This is a genomic window from Bradyrhizobium sp. SMVTL-02 (genome assembly GCF_051853005.1).
Classification (GTDB): Bacteria; Pseudomonadota; Alphaproteobacteria; order Rhizobiales; family Xanthobacteraceae; genus Bradyrhizobium.
Genome location: NZ_CP182469.1, coordinates 4363842 through 4380239 on the forward strand (window position 1 = coordinate 4363842; position 16398 = coordinate 4380239).

14 protein-coding genes are annotated in these 16398 nt (G+C 65.5%); 7 read left to right on the top strand and 7 right to left on the bottom strand.

The window, feature by feature from the left end; genetic code table 11:
* Positions 1-174: 174 nt before the first annotated feature.
* Positions 175-738, bottom strand: a complete 564-nt coding sequence (locus ACNJYB_RS20600) for a hypothetical protein (protein WP_439368124.1) — start codon at positions 736-738, stop codon at positions 175-177.
* Positions 739-970: 232 nt separating this feature from the next.
* On the opposite strand from ACNJYB_RS20600, the gene rimO reads away from it, so the two are divergent.
* Entirely contained in the window at positions 971-2290 is a 1320-nt protein-coding gene (gene rimO / locus ACNJYB_RS20605) for a 30S ribosomal protein S12 methylthiotransferase RimO (RefSeq protein ID WP_439368125.1), read from the top strand.
* 125 nt (positions 2291-2415) lie between these two features.
* Here the strand turns inward: rimO and ACNJYB_RS20610 are convergent, their stop codons facing one another.
* Positions 2416-3363, bottom strand: a complete 948-nt coding sequence (locus ACNJYB_RS20610; RefSeq protein ID WP_439368127.1) for a hypothetical protein — start codon at positions 3361-3363, stop codon at positions 2416-2418.
* 561 nt (positions 3364-3924) lie between these two features.
* Here ACNJYB_RS20610 and ACNJYB_RS20615 point away from each other — a divergent pair.
* A complete protein-coding gene (locus ACNJYB_RS20615; RefSeq protein ID WP_439368128.1) occupies positions 3925-5121 on the top strand; it encodes an acetylornithine transaminase in 1197 nt (398 codons plus the stop codon).
* A gap of 91 nt (positions 5122-5212) precedes the next feature.
* On the opposite strand, the gene ACNJYB_RS20620 is transcribed toward ACNJYB_RS20615, so the two are convergent.
* From ACNJYB_RS20620 to pcsA, 3 genes are all read right to left on the bottom strand, one after another.
* Positions 5213-6187: a quinone oxidoreductase family protein gene (locus ACNJYB_RS20620; protein WP_439368130.1), complete on the bottom strand. Its 975-nt coding sequence runs from the start codon at positions 6185-6187 to the stop codon at positions 5213-5215.
* Positions 6188-6263: 76 nt separating this feature from the next.
* Positions 6264-6998, bottom strand: a complete 735-nt coding sequence (locus tag ACNJYB_RS20625; RefSeq protein ID WP_439368131.1) for a TerC family protein — start codon at positions 6996-6998, stop codon at positions 6264-6266.
* The gene (gene pcsA, locus ACNJYB_RS20630) at positions 6995-7762 is read right to left on the bottom strand and encodes a phosphatidylcholine synthase (protein WP_439368133.1); all 768 of its coding nucleotides are present in this window, start codon (positions 7760-7762) and stop codon (positions 6995-6997) included. Before pcsA ends, ACNJYB_RS20625 begins: the two co-directional genes overlap by 4 nt.
* Positions 7763-7849: 87 nt before the next feature.
* Here pcsA and ACNJYB_RS20635 point away from each other — a divergent pair, with 87 nt between their 5' ends.
* The gene (locus ACNJYB_RS20635; RefSeq protein WP_439368135.1) at positions 7850-9034 is read left to right on the top strand and encodes a UbiH/UbiF family hydroxylase; all 1185 of its coding nucleotides are present in this window, start codon (positions 7850-7852) and stop codon (positions 9032-9034) included.
* 19 nt (positions 9035-9053) lie between these two features.
* Here the strand turns inward: ACNJYB_RS20635 and ACNJYB_RS20640 are convergent, their stop codons facing one another.
* A complete protein-coding gene (locus ACNJYB_RS20640; RefSeq protein WP_439368136.1) occupies positions 9054-10007 on the bottom strand; it encodes an AEC family transporter in 954 nt (317 codons plus the stop codon).
* Between the two features lie 106 nt (positions 10008-10113).
* Here ACNJYB_RS20640 and hspQ point away from each other — a divergent pair, with 106 nt between their 5' ends.
* Positions 10114-10446, top strand: coding sequence for a heat shock protein HspQ (gene hspQ, locus ACNJYB_RS20645; protein ID WP_126257599.1), 333 nt, complete (start codon positions 10114-10116; stop codon positions 10444-10446).
* Positions 10447-10523: 77 nt separating this feature from the next.
* Here the strand turns inward: hspQ and ACNJYB_RS20650 are convergent, their stop codons facing one another.
* Complete coding sequence (locus ACNJYB_RS20650) at positions 10524-11354, bottom strand: invasion associated locus B family protein (protein ID WP_439368137.1); 831 nt, start codon at positions 11352-11354, stop codon at positions 10524-10526.
* A gap of 260 nt (positions 11355-11614) precedes the next feature.
* On the opposite strand from ACNJYB_RS20650, the gene ACNJYB_RS20655 reads away from it, so the two are divergent.
* The 3 genes from ACNJYB_RS20655 to ACNJYB_RS20665 all read left to right on the top strand — a co-directional run bounded on the left by ACNJYB_RS20655 (position 11615) and on the right by ACNJYB_RS20665 (position 16321).
* The gene (locus ACNJYB_RS20655; RefSeq protein WP_439375607.1) at positions 11615-13483 is read left to right on the top strand and encodes an extracellular solute-binding protein; all 1869 of its coding nucleotides are present in this window, start codon (positions 11615-11617) and stop codon (positions 13481-13483) included.
* A gap of 4 nt (positions 13484-13487) precedes the next feature.
* Positions 13488-14990: an AMP-binding protein gene (locus ACNJYB_RS20660; RefSeq protein WP_439368138.1), complete on the top strand. Its 1503-nt coding sequence runs from the start codon at positions 13488-13490 to the stop codon at positions 14988-14990.
* A gap of 107 nt (positions 14991-15097) precedes the next feature.
* Positions 15098-16321, top strand: coding sequence for a GGDEF domain-containing protein (locus ACNJYB_RS20665; RefSeq protein ID WP_439368139.1), 1224 nt, complete (start codon positions 15098-15100; stop codon positions 16319-16321).
* Positions 16322-16398: the final 77 nt, after the last annotated feature.

Here is a 16398-nt window from a genome sequence, read left to right on the forward strand (position 1 = left end):
TCGCATGAATCAATCCTCCGCTTAACAGGCTTTCGGCCCAGCCGTGTAATTGACAGTTATTAAGGCCTTGCAACCCCACGTTGTCAATATCGGAAACCTTCAATCCGTCCATACGCCCGCGCTGCTTCCCAAAGAAAGCCGCCCGAAGGCGGCTGTCATCTGGCCTTGTGCCCTTCACGGAATCCTCGCGCCAACGATCATCTTGTCGAGAAGTGGCACGGCGGCCAGCACCGCCGTCTCGTTGAGGCCGGAGACCGCTAGCCGCACGACGTAGGAATTGCCGTCCTTGTCGAGATCGGCGTCATGCGCGATTACTTCGATCGGCTGGTCCTTCAGGGACGGATTGTCGTAGCGGTTGATGATGACCTTGGGGTTCACCGAGGCACGCGTGGTGATCTTGGCATTCTTGCCGGATGTCGTCGCCCAGTCCCTATCGCTCGTTGCGACCCATTGAACCAATTCGGTCCGATCCTTGTTGTAGCGCCCTTCGGCATAGATGATCACTTCGGCGTTGCCGAAGCTCTTTCCGTTGGGCACGAACATCGAGGCGCCGTACTTGAGACTCGCGGCCTCGTCCCTCGTCCACCCATCGGGTGCCTTCACGCGTGGCCTGAATTCCGGACACACTCGGTCTTGCCGATCGCAGACATGGATGATCTTGTCGACTTCAGCCCGTACCGGAAACATCGCGCCGCAGGTAGCGGTAGCGAAAGCCATGCCGAAGATGAAGCGGCGCATCGCAGTTCAGCTCCCTCAGATCAAGCACGAAACAGAATAACAACTAAAACGTGCGTGCCGGCGCAATTCCGCTCGGTTCCTCAGCTCGCTCGATCGGAACCAGCTCCCCACATCAGGGCTCTAATCCTCCAATGGCCGCCATGGCGCATACGTTAGTTGTTGAATTTTTTCATGGGTTCAATTACTTGGGCCGCAAATCCTGACAATTCAGATGCAGACTCCAGGCGATTACATGGACAGAGCGCCGCGCATATCTTTCACGTCACTCGGGTGTCCCAAGGCATTGGTGGATTCGGAGCGCATCATCACGCGCCTGCGCGCGGAAGGTTACGAGCTCGCCCGCAAGCATGACGGGGCCGACATCGTCATCGTCAACACCTGCGGCTTCCTCGACAGCGCCAAGCAGGAATCGCTGTCGGCGATCGGCGAGGCCATGGCCGAGAACGGCAAGGTGATCGTCACCGGCTGCATGGGCGCTGAACCCGAACAGATCGAGCAGGCCTATCCCGGCGTGCTGTCCATCACCGGGCCGCAGCAATATGAGAGCGTGCTCGACGCCGTGCACCGCGCGCTGCCGCCGGCGCACAATCCGCATCTCGACCTGGTGCCGCCGCAGGGCATCAAGCTGACTCCGCGTCACTACGCCTATTTGAAGATCTCCGAGGGCTGCAACAACCGCTGCACCTTCTGCATCATCCCAAAACTGCGCGGCGACCTCGTCTCGCGCCCGGCCGACGACGTGCTGCGCGAGGCCGAGCGCCTGGTCGGCGCCGGCGTCAAGGAGCTCCTGGTGATCTCGCAGGACACCTCGGCCTATGGCGTCGATCTGAAATATGCAGAGAGCCCGTGGAAGGATCGCCAGGTCCGCGCCAAATTCCTCGACCTCGCGCGCGAGCTCGGCGAGCTCGGCGCCTGGGTCCGGCTGCAATATGTCTACCCCTACCCGCATGTCGACGAGGTCATCGCGCTGATGAACGAGGGCAAGGTGCTGCCCTATCTCGACATCCCGTTCCAGCATGCGAGCCCCGAAGTGCTGAAGGCGATGAAGCGTCCGGCGGCGCAGGACAAGACGCTGGCGCGGATCAAGCGCTGGCGCCAGGAATGCCCCGATCTCGCTTTGCGCTCGACCTTCATCGTCGGCTTCCCCGGCGAGACCGATGCCGATTTCGCCTACCTGCTCGACTGGCTCGACGAGGCCGAGATCGACCGCGTCGGCTGCTTCAAATACGAGCCGGTCGCCGGCGCCACCTCGAACGCGATCGCAAATCCCGTCCCCGAAGAGGTCAAGCAGGAGCGCTTCAATGCGCTGATGGCCCGCCAGCAGAAGATCTCGGCACGCCGGCTTAAGCGCAAGGTCGGCACGCGCCAGCAGATCATCATCGACGAGGTCGGCCCGACGGTGGCCAAGGGCCGCTCCAAGGCCGATGCTCCGGAGATCGACGGCGCGGTCTATCTGTCCAGCCGCCGCCCGTTGCGTGTCGGCGAGATCGTCACCGCGAAGATCGGGCGCGCCGACGCATACGATCTGCACGGCAGCGTCGCGGGGTTTTGAGGGCGCTCCGTCATTGCGAGCGCAGCGATGATAGCTCCGAAGGTGCCATTTCCGCGAGGTCAAGATGGCACGACAGCAGAAGATTTCGGCGCCGGCTGGGCGGCAGCGTCGCGGGATTCCGAGCTTCAGGATGCCGCCAGCCATTTCGGCACCCAGCGCTCAGGGCGTGGGGCGCGGGTGAGATCGGCCTTCGCCTCGGACAGCTTCGCCGGTTCGCCGTCGATGGTCGGGCGCAGATCGTACTCGAAGCTCGGCATGATGCGGCCGTCGGCATAGAGTCCGAAATTCATCACGTACCAGAGGCCAAGCTCGGGCTGCGCGCGGCGCATCTCCTCGCGCAGATCGCGCAGCAGGGATTCGATCGAGCCTGCTTCCTCGAACGGCTGCGGTCCGCGCGTCAGCACGCGGGCCTGGTATTGGCTACCTACGATCGCGATCTCGAAACGCGTCTTGTCCCAGGGGTTCTTGCCCTTGGGCAGATGGGCGGCAAGCCGCCAGCCGAGTTCGGCCATCAGGCGATGGTTGGCCCAATAGTCCTCGCGATCCCGGCTCCATTTCTCCACGAAGCCGCGGAAGTCGGGCAGCTCCCATGCGCCGTCGTCCGGCGCAGCCGGCCCGCCGGCCGGCCGTTCGGCGAGCCATTGCGCGAGCTCGACTGTCTGGCACTCGACCTCCTCATGCGGCTTGAGATCGCTCCAGGCCTTGTCGAATTGCTGCGAAGTCAGCTTGGCGAGCATCCCGTCGAGGTTCGGTGCGAGCAGCTCGTAGTGGCCCTCCGACCCCAGTCCGACGATCGGCGGGTTGTCGCGGTCGAGACCGGCGCCATACCAGCCACCGACGGCCGAGCCGTCGGGCAATCGCATGAACAGCGAGAACCTGTCGCGCAACGGGCTGCCGTCGACGATCGGCGCGGAATCGGAGAACTGGCCCTGCAGGGCGAAGCAGCCGACGCTGCCCCAGGGGCGCCCCTTGAGCCAGCCGGCAAAGTCGACCAGCAGCGGCGGCGCTTCTATGCCCGGCGGAAATGCGCCACGAATGCTATCGAGATCAATCGGGTAAGGGGTATCGGACAAGGCTGAAAACTATCTGGTTGGTCGCGTCTCCCTTGGTCTGAACCGCATCATGATCGGTTCGAACCAATTGGCGTCCGTTGATCACAAACGCGCTAGAGGCTCAATGGTTTCTGCGCGGCGATCGATGAAATACAATCACAAGGTTGGTATTCGGACCGGGCTGTGCATGATCGGCACATCGTTGATCCTGCTTTCGCTTCCCGCCGCGGCACAATCCCCATCACTTGCGCTGGCGCGGCAATGATGCCTCGGCAGCGACGCGGTCAGTGACGAGCAGCGCCTCGGCCGACCTCGCCGATGCACGCCGAGCGCGGCGTTTCGCGAAACGCCGGCTTGACAAGTGCGGCCGTTCGGCTGTAGGGACGCGCCCCATGATCAACTCTCGGACCCACCGCCGCGCAGCTTTCCGTCGTCGCACCCGCGACGATGATGGGTTGCGCCATGTCCGACGACGCCGCTGAAGCTACTTCATTCAGCATAGTTTTCGAGAAGGCCGCACCCGCAAAGTGCGGCCTTCTTGCTTTTTTGTCGCCTTTCCCACCGCCTCCAGAGGAGTTCGACATGACCGCCGCCACCCATCCGTACGACGCGCTGATGGACATCACCGCACGGCCCAAGGCCGTGTTCGTCCGCGGCGCGGGCTCCTATCTCTGGGATGACGGTCGCAAGCGCTACCTCGATTTCGTGCAGGGCTGGGCCGTCAACTGCCTCGGTCACTCCCCTCCTGCGATCGCCGACGCGCTCTCCGCGCAAGCCAAGCGGCTGCTGACCTCGAGCCCTGCCTTCTACAACGAGCCGAGCCTGAAGCTGGCGCAGGCACTGGTCGCAAACAGCGCGTTCGACCAGGTGTTCTTTGCCAACTCGGGTGCCGAAGCCAATGAGGGCGCGATCAAGCTCGCGCGCAAATATGGCAGCCTGCACAAGGGCGGCGCGTTCGAGATCATCAGCTTTGAAGGCGGCTTCCACGGCCGTACGCTCGCGACGATGTCGGCCTCGGGCAAGAAGGCGTTCGAGCCGCTGTTCGAGCCGAAAGTATCCGGCTTCAAGAAGGCGAAGCTGAACGACATCGCCTCGGTCGAGAAGCTGATCAACGCCAACACGATCGCCGTGATGCTCGAGCCGATCCAGGGTGAATCCGGCGTGTGGCCTGCGACCGATGCGTTCCTGAGGGAGTTGCGTGCGCTGACCGAGACACACGGCCTGCTGCTGATTTTCGACGAGATCCAGACCGGCATGGGCCGGACCGGAAAACTCTTCCACTATGAGCACGCCGGCGTCGCGCCCGATATCATGACGCTCGGCAAGGGCATCGGCGGCGGCGTGCCGCTCGCGGCGCTGCTGGCGACCGAACGTGCCTCCTGCTTCGCGCATGGCGACCAGGGCGGCACGTTCAACGGTAACCCGATCATGTGCGCGGCGGGCCTTGCGGTGCTGGAGGAAGTCTCCAAGCCCGATTTCCTGAAGTCGGTCGCGGAGACCGGCCTGTTGCTCGAAAGCGAGCTGCAGAAGGTCTCGGCCCGGCACGGCCTCGGCGGTGTGCGGGGACGCGGGCTGCTGCTGGCGCTCGATCTCAAGCTGCCGATCGCACCTGGCATCGTCGCGCAGGCGTTCGAGGCCGGCGTGCTGCTCAACGCCCCGCAGGTCGACACCCTGCGCTTCATGCCGGCGCTGAACGTCACGCGCGCGGAGATCGCCGAGATGATCGATTGTCTCGACGGCATCTTGACCAAGGCGGGAGCGGCGAGACGCGTTGCCTAGAGCGTCATTGCGAGCAGCCCTTGCGACGAAGCACTCCAGACTGCCGCGGAAAGATTCTGGATTGCTTCGCTTCGCTCGCAATGACGGGACGCTACGGCTTCAAAATCGACGCACCCGTCGTCTTGCGGCTTTCGAGATCGATATGCGCTTTCGCGGCGTCCTTCAGCGCGTAGGCATGGTTGATCGGCACGTGCAGCTTGCCGTTGATGACCGCAGCGAACAGCGTGTCGGCGCCCTCCAGCAGCTCCTTGCGCGTGCCGATATAGTCGTTGAGCTTCGGCCGGGTCGCGAACAGCGAGCCGTGATTGTTCAGCTCGGCGATCGAGAACGGCGGCACCGGCCCCGAGGCATTGCCGAAGGAGACGAACATGCCGCGCGGCTTCAGGCAGGACAGCGAGCCCGGGAAGGTCGCCTTGCCGACGCCGTCATAGACGACGTCGCAACCCCCGTTGCGGCTGATCTGCTTGACGCGGGCGACGAAGTCCTCCTCGTTGTAGAGGATGACGTGGTCGCAGCCGTTGGCCTCCGCGAGCTCGGCCTTCTCGCGCGAGCCGACGGTACCGATGACGTGGGCGCCGAGCGCCCGCGCCCACTGACATGCGAGCAGGCCGATACCGCCGGCCGCGGCGTGGATCAGCACGCGGTGGTGCGGCTCGACCTTGAAGGTCTTGTGCAGGAGGTACCACACCGTCAGCCCCTTCAGCATCAGCACGGCGCCCTGCTCGTGGGTGATGTGATCGGGCAGCTTGACCAGCTTCTCCCAGGGCAGGTTGCGCTCGCCGGTATAGGCGCCGAGATTGTGGTAGTAGGCGACGCGGTCGCCGGGATGGAAATGCGTGACGCCCGGCCCGACCGCAACCACCTCGCCCGAGGCCTCGTTGCCGGCGATGAAGGGCAGCTCGGGCGCCTTGTAGAGACCGGTTCGGTAATAGACGTCGATGAAGTTGAGACCCACCGCGTGCTGGCGGATGCGCACCTCGCCGGGGCCGGGCGCCGGTACGTCGACGCTCTCATAGACCAGGGCTTCGGGGCCTCCGACCTTGTGCACACGGACGGCTTTGGTCATCGCCTGACCTCCTCTTCTCCAAGGCTGAGCGAAAGGCATCGCGCCCGCCTTGTCAACTCAACGCCGACGGGAAGGGCTAGAGCGACGGGTTGCGCGCCTTCCTGCGGTTGCGCTTGGCCAGCACGTTGAAGAATTCGACCGCCGCCGAGAACGCAATTGCGAAATAGATGTAGCCGCGCGGAATGTGGAATTTGAATCCATCCGCGACCAGCGCGACGCCGATCAGCACCAGGAAGGCCAGCGCCAGCATCTTCGTGGTCGGATGCTCGGCGACGAATCGCGACACCGGCCCGGACGAAATGTACATGATCAGGCAGGCGATCACGACGGCCGCGATCATGATCTCGATGTCCTGCGCCATGCCGATCGCGGTGATGATCGAATCCAGCGAAAACACGATGTCGATGATCACGATCTGGACGATCACCCAGAAGAAGGCGCTGCCGCCGGATCTCTCATCGCCCTCGTCGTCATCGGCCTCGACTTCGGCGTGGATCTCGTGGGTTGCCTTCGCGATCAGGAACAGGCCGCCGCCGATCAGGATCAGGTCGCGCCAGGAGAACTCATAACCTGCAAACGAGAACGCCGGCGCGGTCAGGCCGATCAGCCAGACCAGCACGCTGAGCAGGATGATGCGGAAGACCAGCGCCAGCGCCAGCCCGATCTGGCGGGCGCGGTTCGCCTGCTGCTGCGGGATGCGCGAGACGATCACCGACAGGAAGATGACGTTGTCGATGCCGAGCACGATCTCGAGCGAGGTCAGGGTCAGCAGCGCGGCCCACGCCTCGGGGCTGGTGATCAGATGCATCATGCGAAGGATCTTGCGAAGCGGATGAACGCGTCGCTGAAGCTGATCCAGAGCGCGATCGCACACAGCGCGGCGGTCACGCCGATACCGACGTGAAAATCCATCTCCAGCGTGTAGAGGGACAGCACCGCCCAGATCGCGATCAGCGACATCGTCAGCCAGCGCAGCCGCACGACCCGGACCGGATGCAGCACGTGGAACGGCACGAAGGTCAGCACCACCAGGGCGGCGACCAGCAGCGTGGACCACAGCGGCGGCCAGTGCAGCAGGAAAAGGTAGAACGCCGCCGCATTCCACAGCGCCGGGAAACCCCGGAAATGGTTGTCGTCGGCCTTCATGCGCAGATCGGCGAAATATAGTGCGCTGGTGACGATGATGGCGACGCCGAGCACGGGCGCCGCGACCGGCAGCAACAGCCCGCTCGCCACGATCGCGTAGGCCGGCACGAACACATAGGTGACGAAGTCGACTACGAGATCGAGCACGTCGCCTGACCAGTTCGGCTGCACGTTCTTGACGTCGAGCCGGCGCGCGATCGGACCGTCGATCGCGTCGATGATCAGCGCAACGCCCAGCCACTGAAACATCGCCGCCCAATGCTCGCGCACGGCCTCGAGCATCGCGAGCAGAGCGATCGCCGCACCGAAGGCGGTGAAGATATGCACCGAGAACGCCGCGGCGCGGATCGCGGGTGTCGGCTTCAGGGAATCCTCTCGGCTGTCCATGGCTTCTGCTATCAGAACGGGGCCGATTTGCACATAAGCCATTGCGGCGCCCGGTCGCACAATTCGCCATAAAATCAGGGAAATATAGGTGGACTTGAAATTGTCGCGGGGCGTGTCAAATGTCGTTCCATGACAGAGGCATCGACACATCTTGACGCGGCCGTGATCGGCGGTGGACCGGCCGGACTCGCAGCGGCGATCGCACTGGCGCAGGCGGGAGCACGGACCGCGCTCGTGGCACGGCGCCTGCCCTATGCCGACAATCGCACCACTGCGCTGCTGGGGGCCTCCGTCGACCTGTTGGAGAGCCTCGACGTCTGGCAACACTGCCGGGACAAAGCGGCCGCGCTGGAGGTCATGCGGCTCGTCGACGACACCGGGAGGCTGTTCCGGGCGCCCGAGGTCCGTTTCTCCTGTCACGAAATCGGGCTCGACGCCTTCGGCTACAACATCGACAACCGCTCGCTGATGCTGGCGCTGGAAGAGCGCGCAGCCGAGTTGCACGGGATCGTCCGCTTCGACGACGAGGCCGAAAGCGTCGTCATCGAAGCCGACGATGTCGCGGTCCGCACCACCTCCGCACAATTCCTCTCGGCCCGGCTCGTGGTCGGCGCCGACGGCCGGCATTCGCTGTGCCGGCAGGCCGCCGGCATCGCAGTGACGAGGCGCGAACTGGCGCAGACCGCTCTGACCTTCAACGTCGGCCACGCGCGGCCGCACCGCAACGTCTCGACCGAGTTCCACACGCCATACGGCCCCTGCGTGTTCGTGCCCCTGCCCGGCGGCCGCTCCAGCATCGTCTGGGTCTCTGCGCCTGCGGAAGCCGAGCGGCTGCGCGGCTTGAGTGACGAGGAGCTGTCCGCCGCGATCGAGAAGCAGTCGCATTCGATCCTCGGGCGCATGACGGTCGAACCCGGGCGTAACCTGTTTCCGCTGGCGATCGAGCGTCCAAGATCCTTCGGCCGCGACCGCATCGCGCTGGTCGGGGAAGCCGCCCATGTGGTCCCGCCGATCGGCGCCCAGGGCCTCAATCTCGGCCTGCGCGATGCCGCCGACATTGCGCGGCTTGCGGGCCAAGCGCTCGCGGGAGGCCAGGATCCCGGCGCGGATGACGTGCTCAAGCGCTACGATCGCGCCCGGCGGCCCGACATCCTGAGCCGGACCTTTGCGATCGACATCGCCAACCGCTCTTTGCTCAACGATTTCCTGCCGCTGCAGCCGGTCCGCTCGATCGGCATGCACCTGCTCGGCGCCATCGGCCCGCTCCGGCGTTTTGCCATGCGCGAGGGACTGACGCCGACCTGGCGAAGGTAGTTTTGGAAGGTAAGGGAGCTCACGGAAACGCCAGCCGTCCCGTCTGGATCGCCCACATCACGCCGGTGAGCGTGACCACCGACGCGAAGGTTCCGAGCAGCACCGCGACGGAGGCGGATTCGATCCAGGCTTCGTTCTGCCGGGCGATCACGAACACATTCAATGCCGGCGGCAGCGAGGCCATCAGAACGGCGGTCGCGGCCCATGGCTGCGCGAACGGGCCGAACGCCAGCATCAGGCCGAACGCTGCGAGCGGATGGATCAGGAGCTTCACCGCGATCACGCCGGGCACCTCCCACGGCACGCGGTCGAACGGGCGGAGCGCCACCGTCACGCCGAGCACGAACAGCGCCGTCGGCGCAGCCGCGTTCTGGAGGAAGGTGATGGCGCGGTCGAGCGCGACCGGCAGCTCGATATGGAGCGCGGCCACCGCCGCGCCGAAGCAGGCCGACATGATCAGCGGATTGAGCACGATCTGCTTCAGCACCACGCCGAAGGCATGCACGATCGAGGGATGATCGCGGTCGGAGAGCTCGATCAGGAGCGGCACGATCGTGAACAGGAAGATGCTGTCGCAGCAGAAGATCAGCGCGGTCGGCGCCGCGGCCTTGGTCCCGAGCACTGCGAGCGCCAGCCCTGGTCCCATGTAGCCGATATTGCCGTAGCCGCCGGAAAGACCGGCGAGCGTCGCCTCGCGCAATGTCAGGCGTCCCAGCACCTTGCCGACGACCAGCGCCAGCGTGAACGCGCTCACCGTCGACAGCGTGGTCGCGATCAGGAACGGCGGGTTGTTCAGCTCCGCAAACGGCGTCTTCGACATGATCGCGAACAGCAGCGCCGGCAGCGAGACGTAGAGCAGGAAGAAGTTCATCCAGGCGAGGCCCGATTCCGGCAGGGCCTTGACCTTGCCGCAGGCAAAACCAACGAAGATCAGACCGAAATAAGGTAGAGCCAGATTGAGGATATCGACCATTGATGAAGTATTTTCTGAGCACTTTGGGGCTATCCGCCCCTTACGCGGAGGTTAATTCCAGCTAAGGCCACTAGCATCGGCCACAATCCTGGTCTATCGACGGGGAATGATTAAAGCGAGGACCGCCAAATTCCAGATCGGACAGGTCGTCCGCCACCGGATCTTCTCGTTCCGGGGCGTGATCTTCGACATCGATCCGGAGTTCAACAACACCGAGGAGTGGTGGCTGTCGATCCCTGAGGAGGTGCGGCCCCACAAGGACCAGCCGTTCTACCACCTGCTCGCGGAGAACGCGGAGTCGGAATACGTCGCCTATGTCTCAGAGCAGAACCTGCTGCCGGATGATTCCGGCGAGCCGGTCCGGCATTCCCAGGTCGCCGAGATCTTCATCAAGAACAAGGATGGCGGCTACCGCCCGCGCAATCCGTCGCTGAACTGATCTTCGCCCGGACATGGCGGGCCGGCAAAAAAGGCGCTCGAATGAGCGCCTTTTTCATGTCCGGGATTGGGTCCCAGTTATTTCTGGGCAGTCGGAGGTGCGCCGGGCGCGCCGCCCTGCTGCTCGAGCTTCTTGCGCTGCTCGTCAGCCTTCTTCTGAAGCTCTTCCTGGAGCTTCTTCTGGGTTTCCTCGAACACCTTCGGATCGGTCGGCGGACCGTCATAGGCCTTCTGGAATTCGCCGGCGAGCGGCAGCGGCAGGGTCAGCGGCGCGCCGTTGGCGTTGATCGCCTGGACAACGAGATTCTGGCCCTTCTTCATGTTGTTGATGAGCTCGGGCGTGGCCTCGTAATCGGACATGCAGCCGTTCTGGAAGCAGATCACATACGGTTGCTGCAAGGGCGCGTTGCTGTCCACGATGATGCGGGTGCCGTGCACGAGCTGCATGCCGAGCGGCAGCGTCACGCGCAGGATCTTCTTCGGCTCGCCTTCCGGCTCGATGATCACGGCGGCGATCACCGGCTGGCCCGATTCGATGCGGCCGTCCTTGCCGGTGAAGCAGACCTGCTTGGCGTTGGCGTCCTGGCCCTTGAGGCAGAACTTGGTCCAGGGCGCGTAGATCAGCTGGATCTGCTGGTCGGCCGGCTGAGCCGCACCCTGCTGCGCCGGAGCGCCCTGCGCGGGAGCCTGCTGGGCCGGCTGCGCCTGGGCGGGCGCCGGAGCCTTGGGGGCAGCCTTCGGAGCTGCCGCCTTCGGGGCCGGAGCCGCCTTGGGCGCGGCGGGCGCACCGGGGGCCGGCGCCGGGGTCTGGGCTTCGGCAGCAAACGGAACGGCCAACGCCGTCGCCGTCAACAAGGCGAGAAGTCGCCCGCGCGGCCGGACGGACGCGGCCAAATAACGGAAATTCATTGCAGAAAACCCTTTCTGAACGGGAAGTGCCCGAACCGCTCCGAAGCACCGAACCAAGCCGCCTTGGGCGCGGCTCTCTCCCCGTCAATTGAGGCGGATAAGTGACGGGCTCGGCGCTCTTGCGCGATTGGGTGCCTTCTTAACGTGGCCGACGAAAAGATCAATGCCGACAAGCGCCTTTGACCACATCCGCAGCCGCGCCCGGTGAAAATCCCTGTGATAGGATTCGGGCCCGCGGGTCCTCGAATCAACGTATGCCGATGTTCATGTTCCAGCGCCTCTTCGAGGGCCCCGGTCGCCGGCTCTGCGCGCTTGCCTTTGCGCTCGCTTGCGTGCTCACTTCTGCGCTCACTTGGGGCCTGTCGGCGGGTGCTGCACGGGCCGAGGAAGCCCATGCCATCGCCATGCACGGCAAGCCGGCGATGCCGGCCGATTTCAGCCACATGCCCTACGCCAATCCCGATGCCCGCAAGGGCGGCCGGCTGATCTGGGGCATTCTCGGAACCTTCGACAGTCTCAATCCCTTCATCGTGAAGGGATTGCCCGTGCATCAGATGCGCAGCTACGTCGTCGAGAGCCTGCTTGCGCGCGGCCAGAACGAGCCCTTCACGCTTTATGGACTGCTCGCGAGGACCGTCGAGACCGACGACAACCGGACCTATGTCACGTTCCGCCTCGATCCCCGTGCCCGCTTCTCCGACGGCAAGCCGGTAACGGCCGAGGACGTGCTGTTCTCCTGGCAGTTGCTGCGCGACCGCGGCCGTCCGAACCTGCGGCAATACTATGCCAAGGCCACCAAGGCTGAGGCAACCGATTCCCTCACCGTCCGCTTCGATCTCACCGGGGCCAATGACCGCGAGCTGCCGCTGATCCTCGGCCTGATGCCGATCCTGCCGAAGCATGCGGTCGATGTCGCGACCTTCGAGGAGACGACGCTGACGGGTCCGGTTGGCTCCGGCCCCTACCGCGTCACGGCGATGAAAGCTGGCGCGAGCGTGACGCTCACGCGCAATCCCGATTATTGGGGCCGCGACCTCCCCATCAATCGCGGGCTCTACAATTTCGACGAGATCAGGCTCGACTATTTTCGCGAGGCCAACGGCCAGTTCGAAGCCTTCAAGCGCGGCCTTTACGATTTCCGCGTCGAGCCCGAGCCCTTGCGCTGGCACGACGGCTACGATTTTCCGGCCGCCCGGAGCGGCGAGGTGATCCGCGACACCATCAGGCCAGGTACGCCGCAGCCGTCCGAATTCCTGGTCTTCAACACGCGCCGCCCGGTCTTCGCCGACATCCGCGTGCGCCGGGCCCTGACGCTGCTGTTCGATTTCGAGCTGGTCAACCGCAACTATTTCTTTGGCCTCTATTCGCGGGTCGCCGGCTATTTCGCCGGCTCGGAGCTGTCGGCCTATGGCAGGCCTGCAGATGCGCGCGAGCGCGAGCTGCTCAAACCCTTCGCCGCACGAATTCCGCCCGACGTCATGGACGGCAGCTACCGCCTGCCGGTAACCGATGGTTCGGGCCGCGACCGCACCACGCTGCGCGCCGCGCTGAAACTGCTGTCAGAGGCCGGCTACGATCTCGACGGCACCGTGCTGCGCAACGGCGCGACCAGGGCGCCCTTCACCTTCGAGATCATGGTCACCACCCGCGACCAGGAGCGCATCGCGCTCGCCTTCCAGCGCGACCTCAGGCGCGCCGGCATCGAGGCCAGCGTGCGCGCGGTCGATCCCGTGCAATTCGACCAGCGCCGGCTCGCTTACGAGTTCGACATGATCCAGAACCGCTGGGACCAGTCGTTGTCGCCCGGGAACGAGCAGTATTTCTATTGGGGCAGCGCTGCCGCCGACAATCCTGGCACCCGCAACTACATGGGCGCCAGGGATCCCGCCATCGATGCCATGATCGGCGCCCTGCTGGAGGCCCGTGAACATACGGAATTCGTCTCGGCGGTGCGCGCGCTGGACCGCGCCCTGATCGCGGGCTGCTACACAATCCCGCTGTTTAACGTATCCGAGCAATGGATCGCGCGCTGGAATCGGATAGAACGGCCAAAGGCCACCGCGCTGTCCGGCTTTTTGCCGGAGACCTGGTGGTCGAAGGGTGAGCCTCAAGCGACGCAAACGAAGTGACGCCGTGAACCAGCCAGCCGTATCGCCGACGCTCGACACGTTGTTTCAGCGCACGCTGATGCGGCAGCCGCACGCGACCGCTCTGCTCGACCCCCTCAACAAGGCGCGCATCACCGGACATCAGCCGCGGCGGATGAGCTATGCCGAGGCCGACACCGCCATCGAGGCGCTGTCGGCCCATTTCGTCGAATCGGGCCTGCCGGCCAATTCCGTCATCGCGATCCAGTTGCCCAGCACGGTCGAGTTCGTGCTCACCGTGCTCGCCGCTCATCGCGCCGGCCTCGTCGTCGCCGTGCTGCCGCTGCTGTGGCGGCACGCGGAGCTGACCGCGGCGCTCAACCGCACCGCGGCGCGCGCCATCGTCACCATGAGCACGGTCGATGGCGTCAGCTATGCCGACCTCGCGATGCACGCCGCCGCCGAGGCGTTCTCGATCCGTCATGTCTACGGCTTCGGACGCGACCTGCCCGAAGGCATGGCCTCGCTCGACGACGTGCTGGCACGACCGCCCGGCACCACGCGCGCCGTGATCCAGGACGGCCGCAAGGCGGCGATGATCTCCTTCGACGTCACCGCGGAGGGCTTTCGCCCGGTGCCGCGGCCGCATTTCAGCCTGATCGCCGGCGGTCTTGCGATGTCGCTCGAAGCCGACGTCAAGCAGGGCGCGACGGTGATGGCGGCGTTCACGCCGATGTCGTTCGCGGGCCTCGCCTCCTCGCTCGCGGTGTGGCTGCTGTCGGGCGGCACGCTGGCGCTGCATCACCCGTTCGATAACGACGTGCTGGAGCAGCAGATCAACATGCACGAATGCGGGGTGCTGATCGCGCCGGCGCAGCTCGCGCTGCGGCTCGGCGATGCTGATCTGGCGGCGCGGATGCCGACGTTGCGCAACGTCATCGGCCTGTGGCGCGCGCCGGAGCAGGTGGCGGCGAGCGATGCCTGGATCGCGCCGCATGCGCCGCTCACCGACGTCTATTTGTTCGGCGAGGCCGGATTGTTCGGCGCCCGCCGCGGCGAGGACGGCATGCCGGTGCCGGTGATGCCGGGGCCGCACGGCGCGCCGCGCGAACAGGCCGGCTCCTCCATCGCGGGCGAGATCCTGGTGACGCCGAAGGGCACGCTCGGCCTGCGCGGTGCCATGGTGCCGATCGCGGCGTATGCCCCGCCGCGGCCGGTCGGCGAGACACTGATCGCTCAGCCGCCGCGGGACTATGTGGACACCGGCTATGCGGCGCGGCTCGACCGGGCGAGCGGCGCGATCTGTATCACCGCACCGCCCTCCGGCATCATGGCCGTCGGCGGCTACCGTTTCCTCTCCAACGACCTCCAGGAATGGGCGCGCCGACTCGGCCAGGGCGCCCTGCTCACTGCGCTGCCCGACCGCCTCTCCGGGCACCGGCTGGCAGGACGGGCCCAGGACAATGCGCGCGCCCGCGAGGCGCTCAGCGAGCTCGGACTCAACCCCCTGATGGTCGAGGCTTTTCGCGACCGCTCCGGGCCGGCTTGAACACAGTTTCAAGGGCTCCGTTGAGGCCGCATTAAGGCTCCGTTGACGCCGCATTAAGGCGACCAAACTAGATTGCGCAGCACCTGTTGCGTGATCAGAGTTTTTCGATGTCCCAGGCGGGCCCTATCCTGTTTGTGTCCAATGCCGGGCGTCCCGCCTTCGTTGCGGCGCTGGACGAGGCCCGGCTCTTCCCCGTGGTCGACACCGACTGGGCCAGCGCGACGCGCGCGGTCGAGCAGGTGCAGCCGGCCGCGGTGCTCGCCGCGATGCACAGCGGACATGAGCCGCATCTGGCGTTGCTCGCCAGGAAGATCGCCGACCAATCTCCCTACCTTCCCTTCGTGGCTCTGGATGCGGCGGGCACGTTGCCGCACAACGCCTTGCCCTTCGCTTCGCGCGGCGGCCATCCCGATCGCCTGAGTGCGCGCTTACGCGCCGCGCTGCGCGTCCGCACCTTGCATTCGACCGTGCTGCGCCGGCTGCCCGAGGCGAAGGTTGCGCTGCCCGAGGGCGATCCGTCGCGCGATGCCACCGTGCTCCTGATCGGCCGCGGCGCGGCCTATCCCGCGCTCTCCGTCGCGCTCGGCGAGCGCGTTGGCGTGGTCGGCGCGCTCTCAATCGAGGCCGCAGCGAAGCATCTCAACACCCGCGACATCGACGGCGTCGTGCTCGCCGAAGGCTTCACCGCGCGCGTGACCGATGCCTTCCTCACCGTGCTCGCCGAGGACACCCGCTTCCGCACCCTGCCCGTGGTCGTGACCGCGCACCAGCTGACTGAGACCTACGACCTGCCCAATCTCGAGCTGATCGGGGGCGAGCCGACGAGGATCGCCGCCAACGCGCTGCCGCTGATCCGCCAGCACGCGATGGAGGCACAGCTGAGCCGCACCCTGCGCTCGATCGACGCCGGCGGCTGGCTCGATGCGCGCAGCGGCCTGCTCACCACGGAAGCCTTCGCCCGCGATTTTGCCAAGGCGGTCGAGCAGACGCAGGCCCGCGGCGGCGGCCTGTCGGTGGCGCGCTTCGCCTTCGATCCCAACAATCCCCGCGCCCAGCTCGATGCCGCCCGCATCCTCAGCCGCCTGATGCGGCAGATGGATTTCGGCGTGGCCCAGAAGGACGGCTCGGTCATCGTCGTGTTCGCGGAGACCGATTTCCGCACCGCGCACATGATCGCCCGCCGGCTGTCGGCGGTGATGCGGCATACGTCGAACGGCAAGCACGAGATGCGCAGCGATCCCGTGATCAGCGTCGACTCGCTCTCGCCATCGGACACGGCAAGGTCACTGCTGGCGCGGCTCTCGGCTGACCCATCAAGGGCGGCGTCCTAGCTCTCTCGCGAGCTGCCCTAACAACCACCGTCATTGCGAGCGCAGCGAAGCAATCCAAACTGTCTCCGTGGAAAGCT

Bases quoted from the DNA above. Each gene is read 5' to 3' on its own strand.
- ACNJYB_RS20635 (WP_439368135.1), top strand. From the start codon at position 7,850: ATGACAGAGGCATCGACACATCTTGACGCGGCCGTGATCGGCGGTGGA.
- ACNJYB_RS20620 (WP_439368130.1), bottom strand. From the start codon at position 6,187: ATGACCAAAGCCGTCCGTGTGCACAAGGTCGGAGGCCCCGAAGCCCTG.
- ACNJYB_RS20640 (WP_439368136.1), bottom strand. From the start codon at position 10,007: ATGGTCGATATCCTCAATCTGGCTCTACCTTATTTCGGTCTGATCTTC.
- ACNJYB_RS20655 (WP_439375607.1), top strand. From the start codon at position 11,615: ATGTTCATGTTCCAGCGCCTCTTCGAGGGCCCCGGTCGCCGGCTCTGC.
- ACNJYB_RS20665 (WP_439368139.1), top strand. From the start codon at position 15,098: ATGTCCCAGGCGGGCCCTATCCTGTTTGTGTCCAATGCCGGGCGTCCC.
- hspQ (WP_126257599.1), top strand. From the start codon at position 10,114: ATGATTAAAGCGAGGACCGCCAAATTCCAGATCGGACAGGTCGTCCGC.
- ACNJYB_RS20625 (WP_439368131.1), bottom strand. From the start codon at position 6,998: ATGATGCATCTGATCACCAGCCCCGAGGCGTGGGCCGCGCTGCTGACC.
- ACNJYB_RS20650 (WP_439368137.1), bottom strand. From the start codon at position 11,354: ATGAATTTCCGTTATTTGGCCGCGTCCGTCCGGCCGCGCGGGCGACTT.
- rimO (WP_439368125.1), top strand. From the start codon at position 971: ATGGACAGAGCGCCGCGCATATCTTTCACGTCACTCGGGTGTCCCAAG.
- ACNJYB_RS20615 (WP_439368128.1), top strand. From the start codon at position 3,925: ATGACCGCCGCCACCCATCCGTACGACGCGCTGATGGACATCACCGCA.
- ACNJYB_RS20600 (WP_439368124.1), bottom strand. From the start codon at position 738: ATGCGCCGCTTCATCTTCGGCATGGCTTTCGCTACCGCTACCTGCGGC.
- pcsA (WP_439368133.1), bottom strand. From the start codon at position 7,762: ATGGCTTATGTGCAAATCGGCCCCGTTCTGATAGCAGAAGCCATGGAC.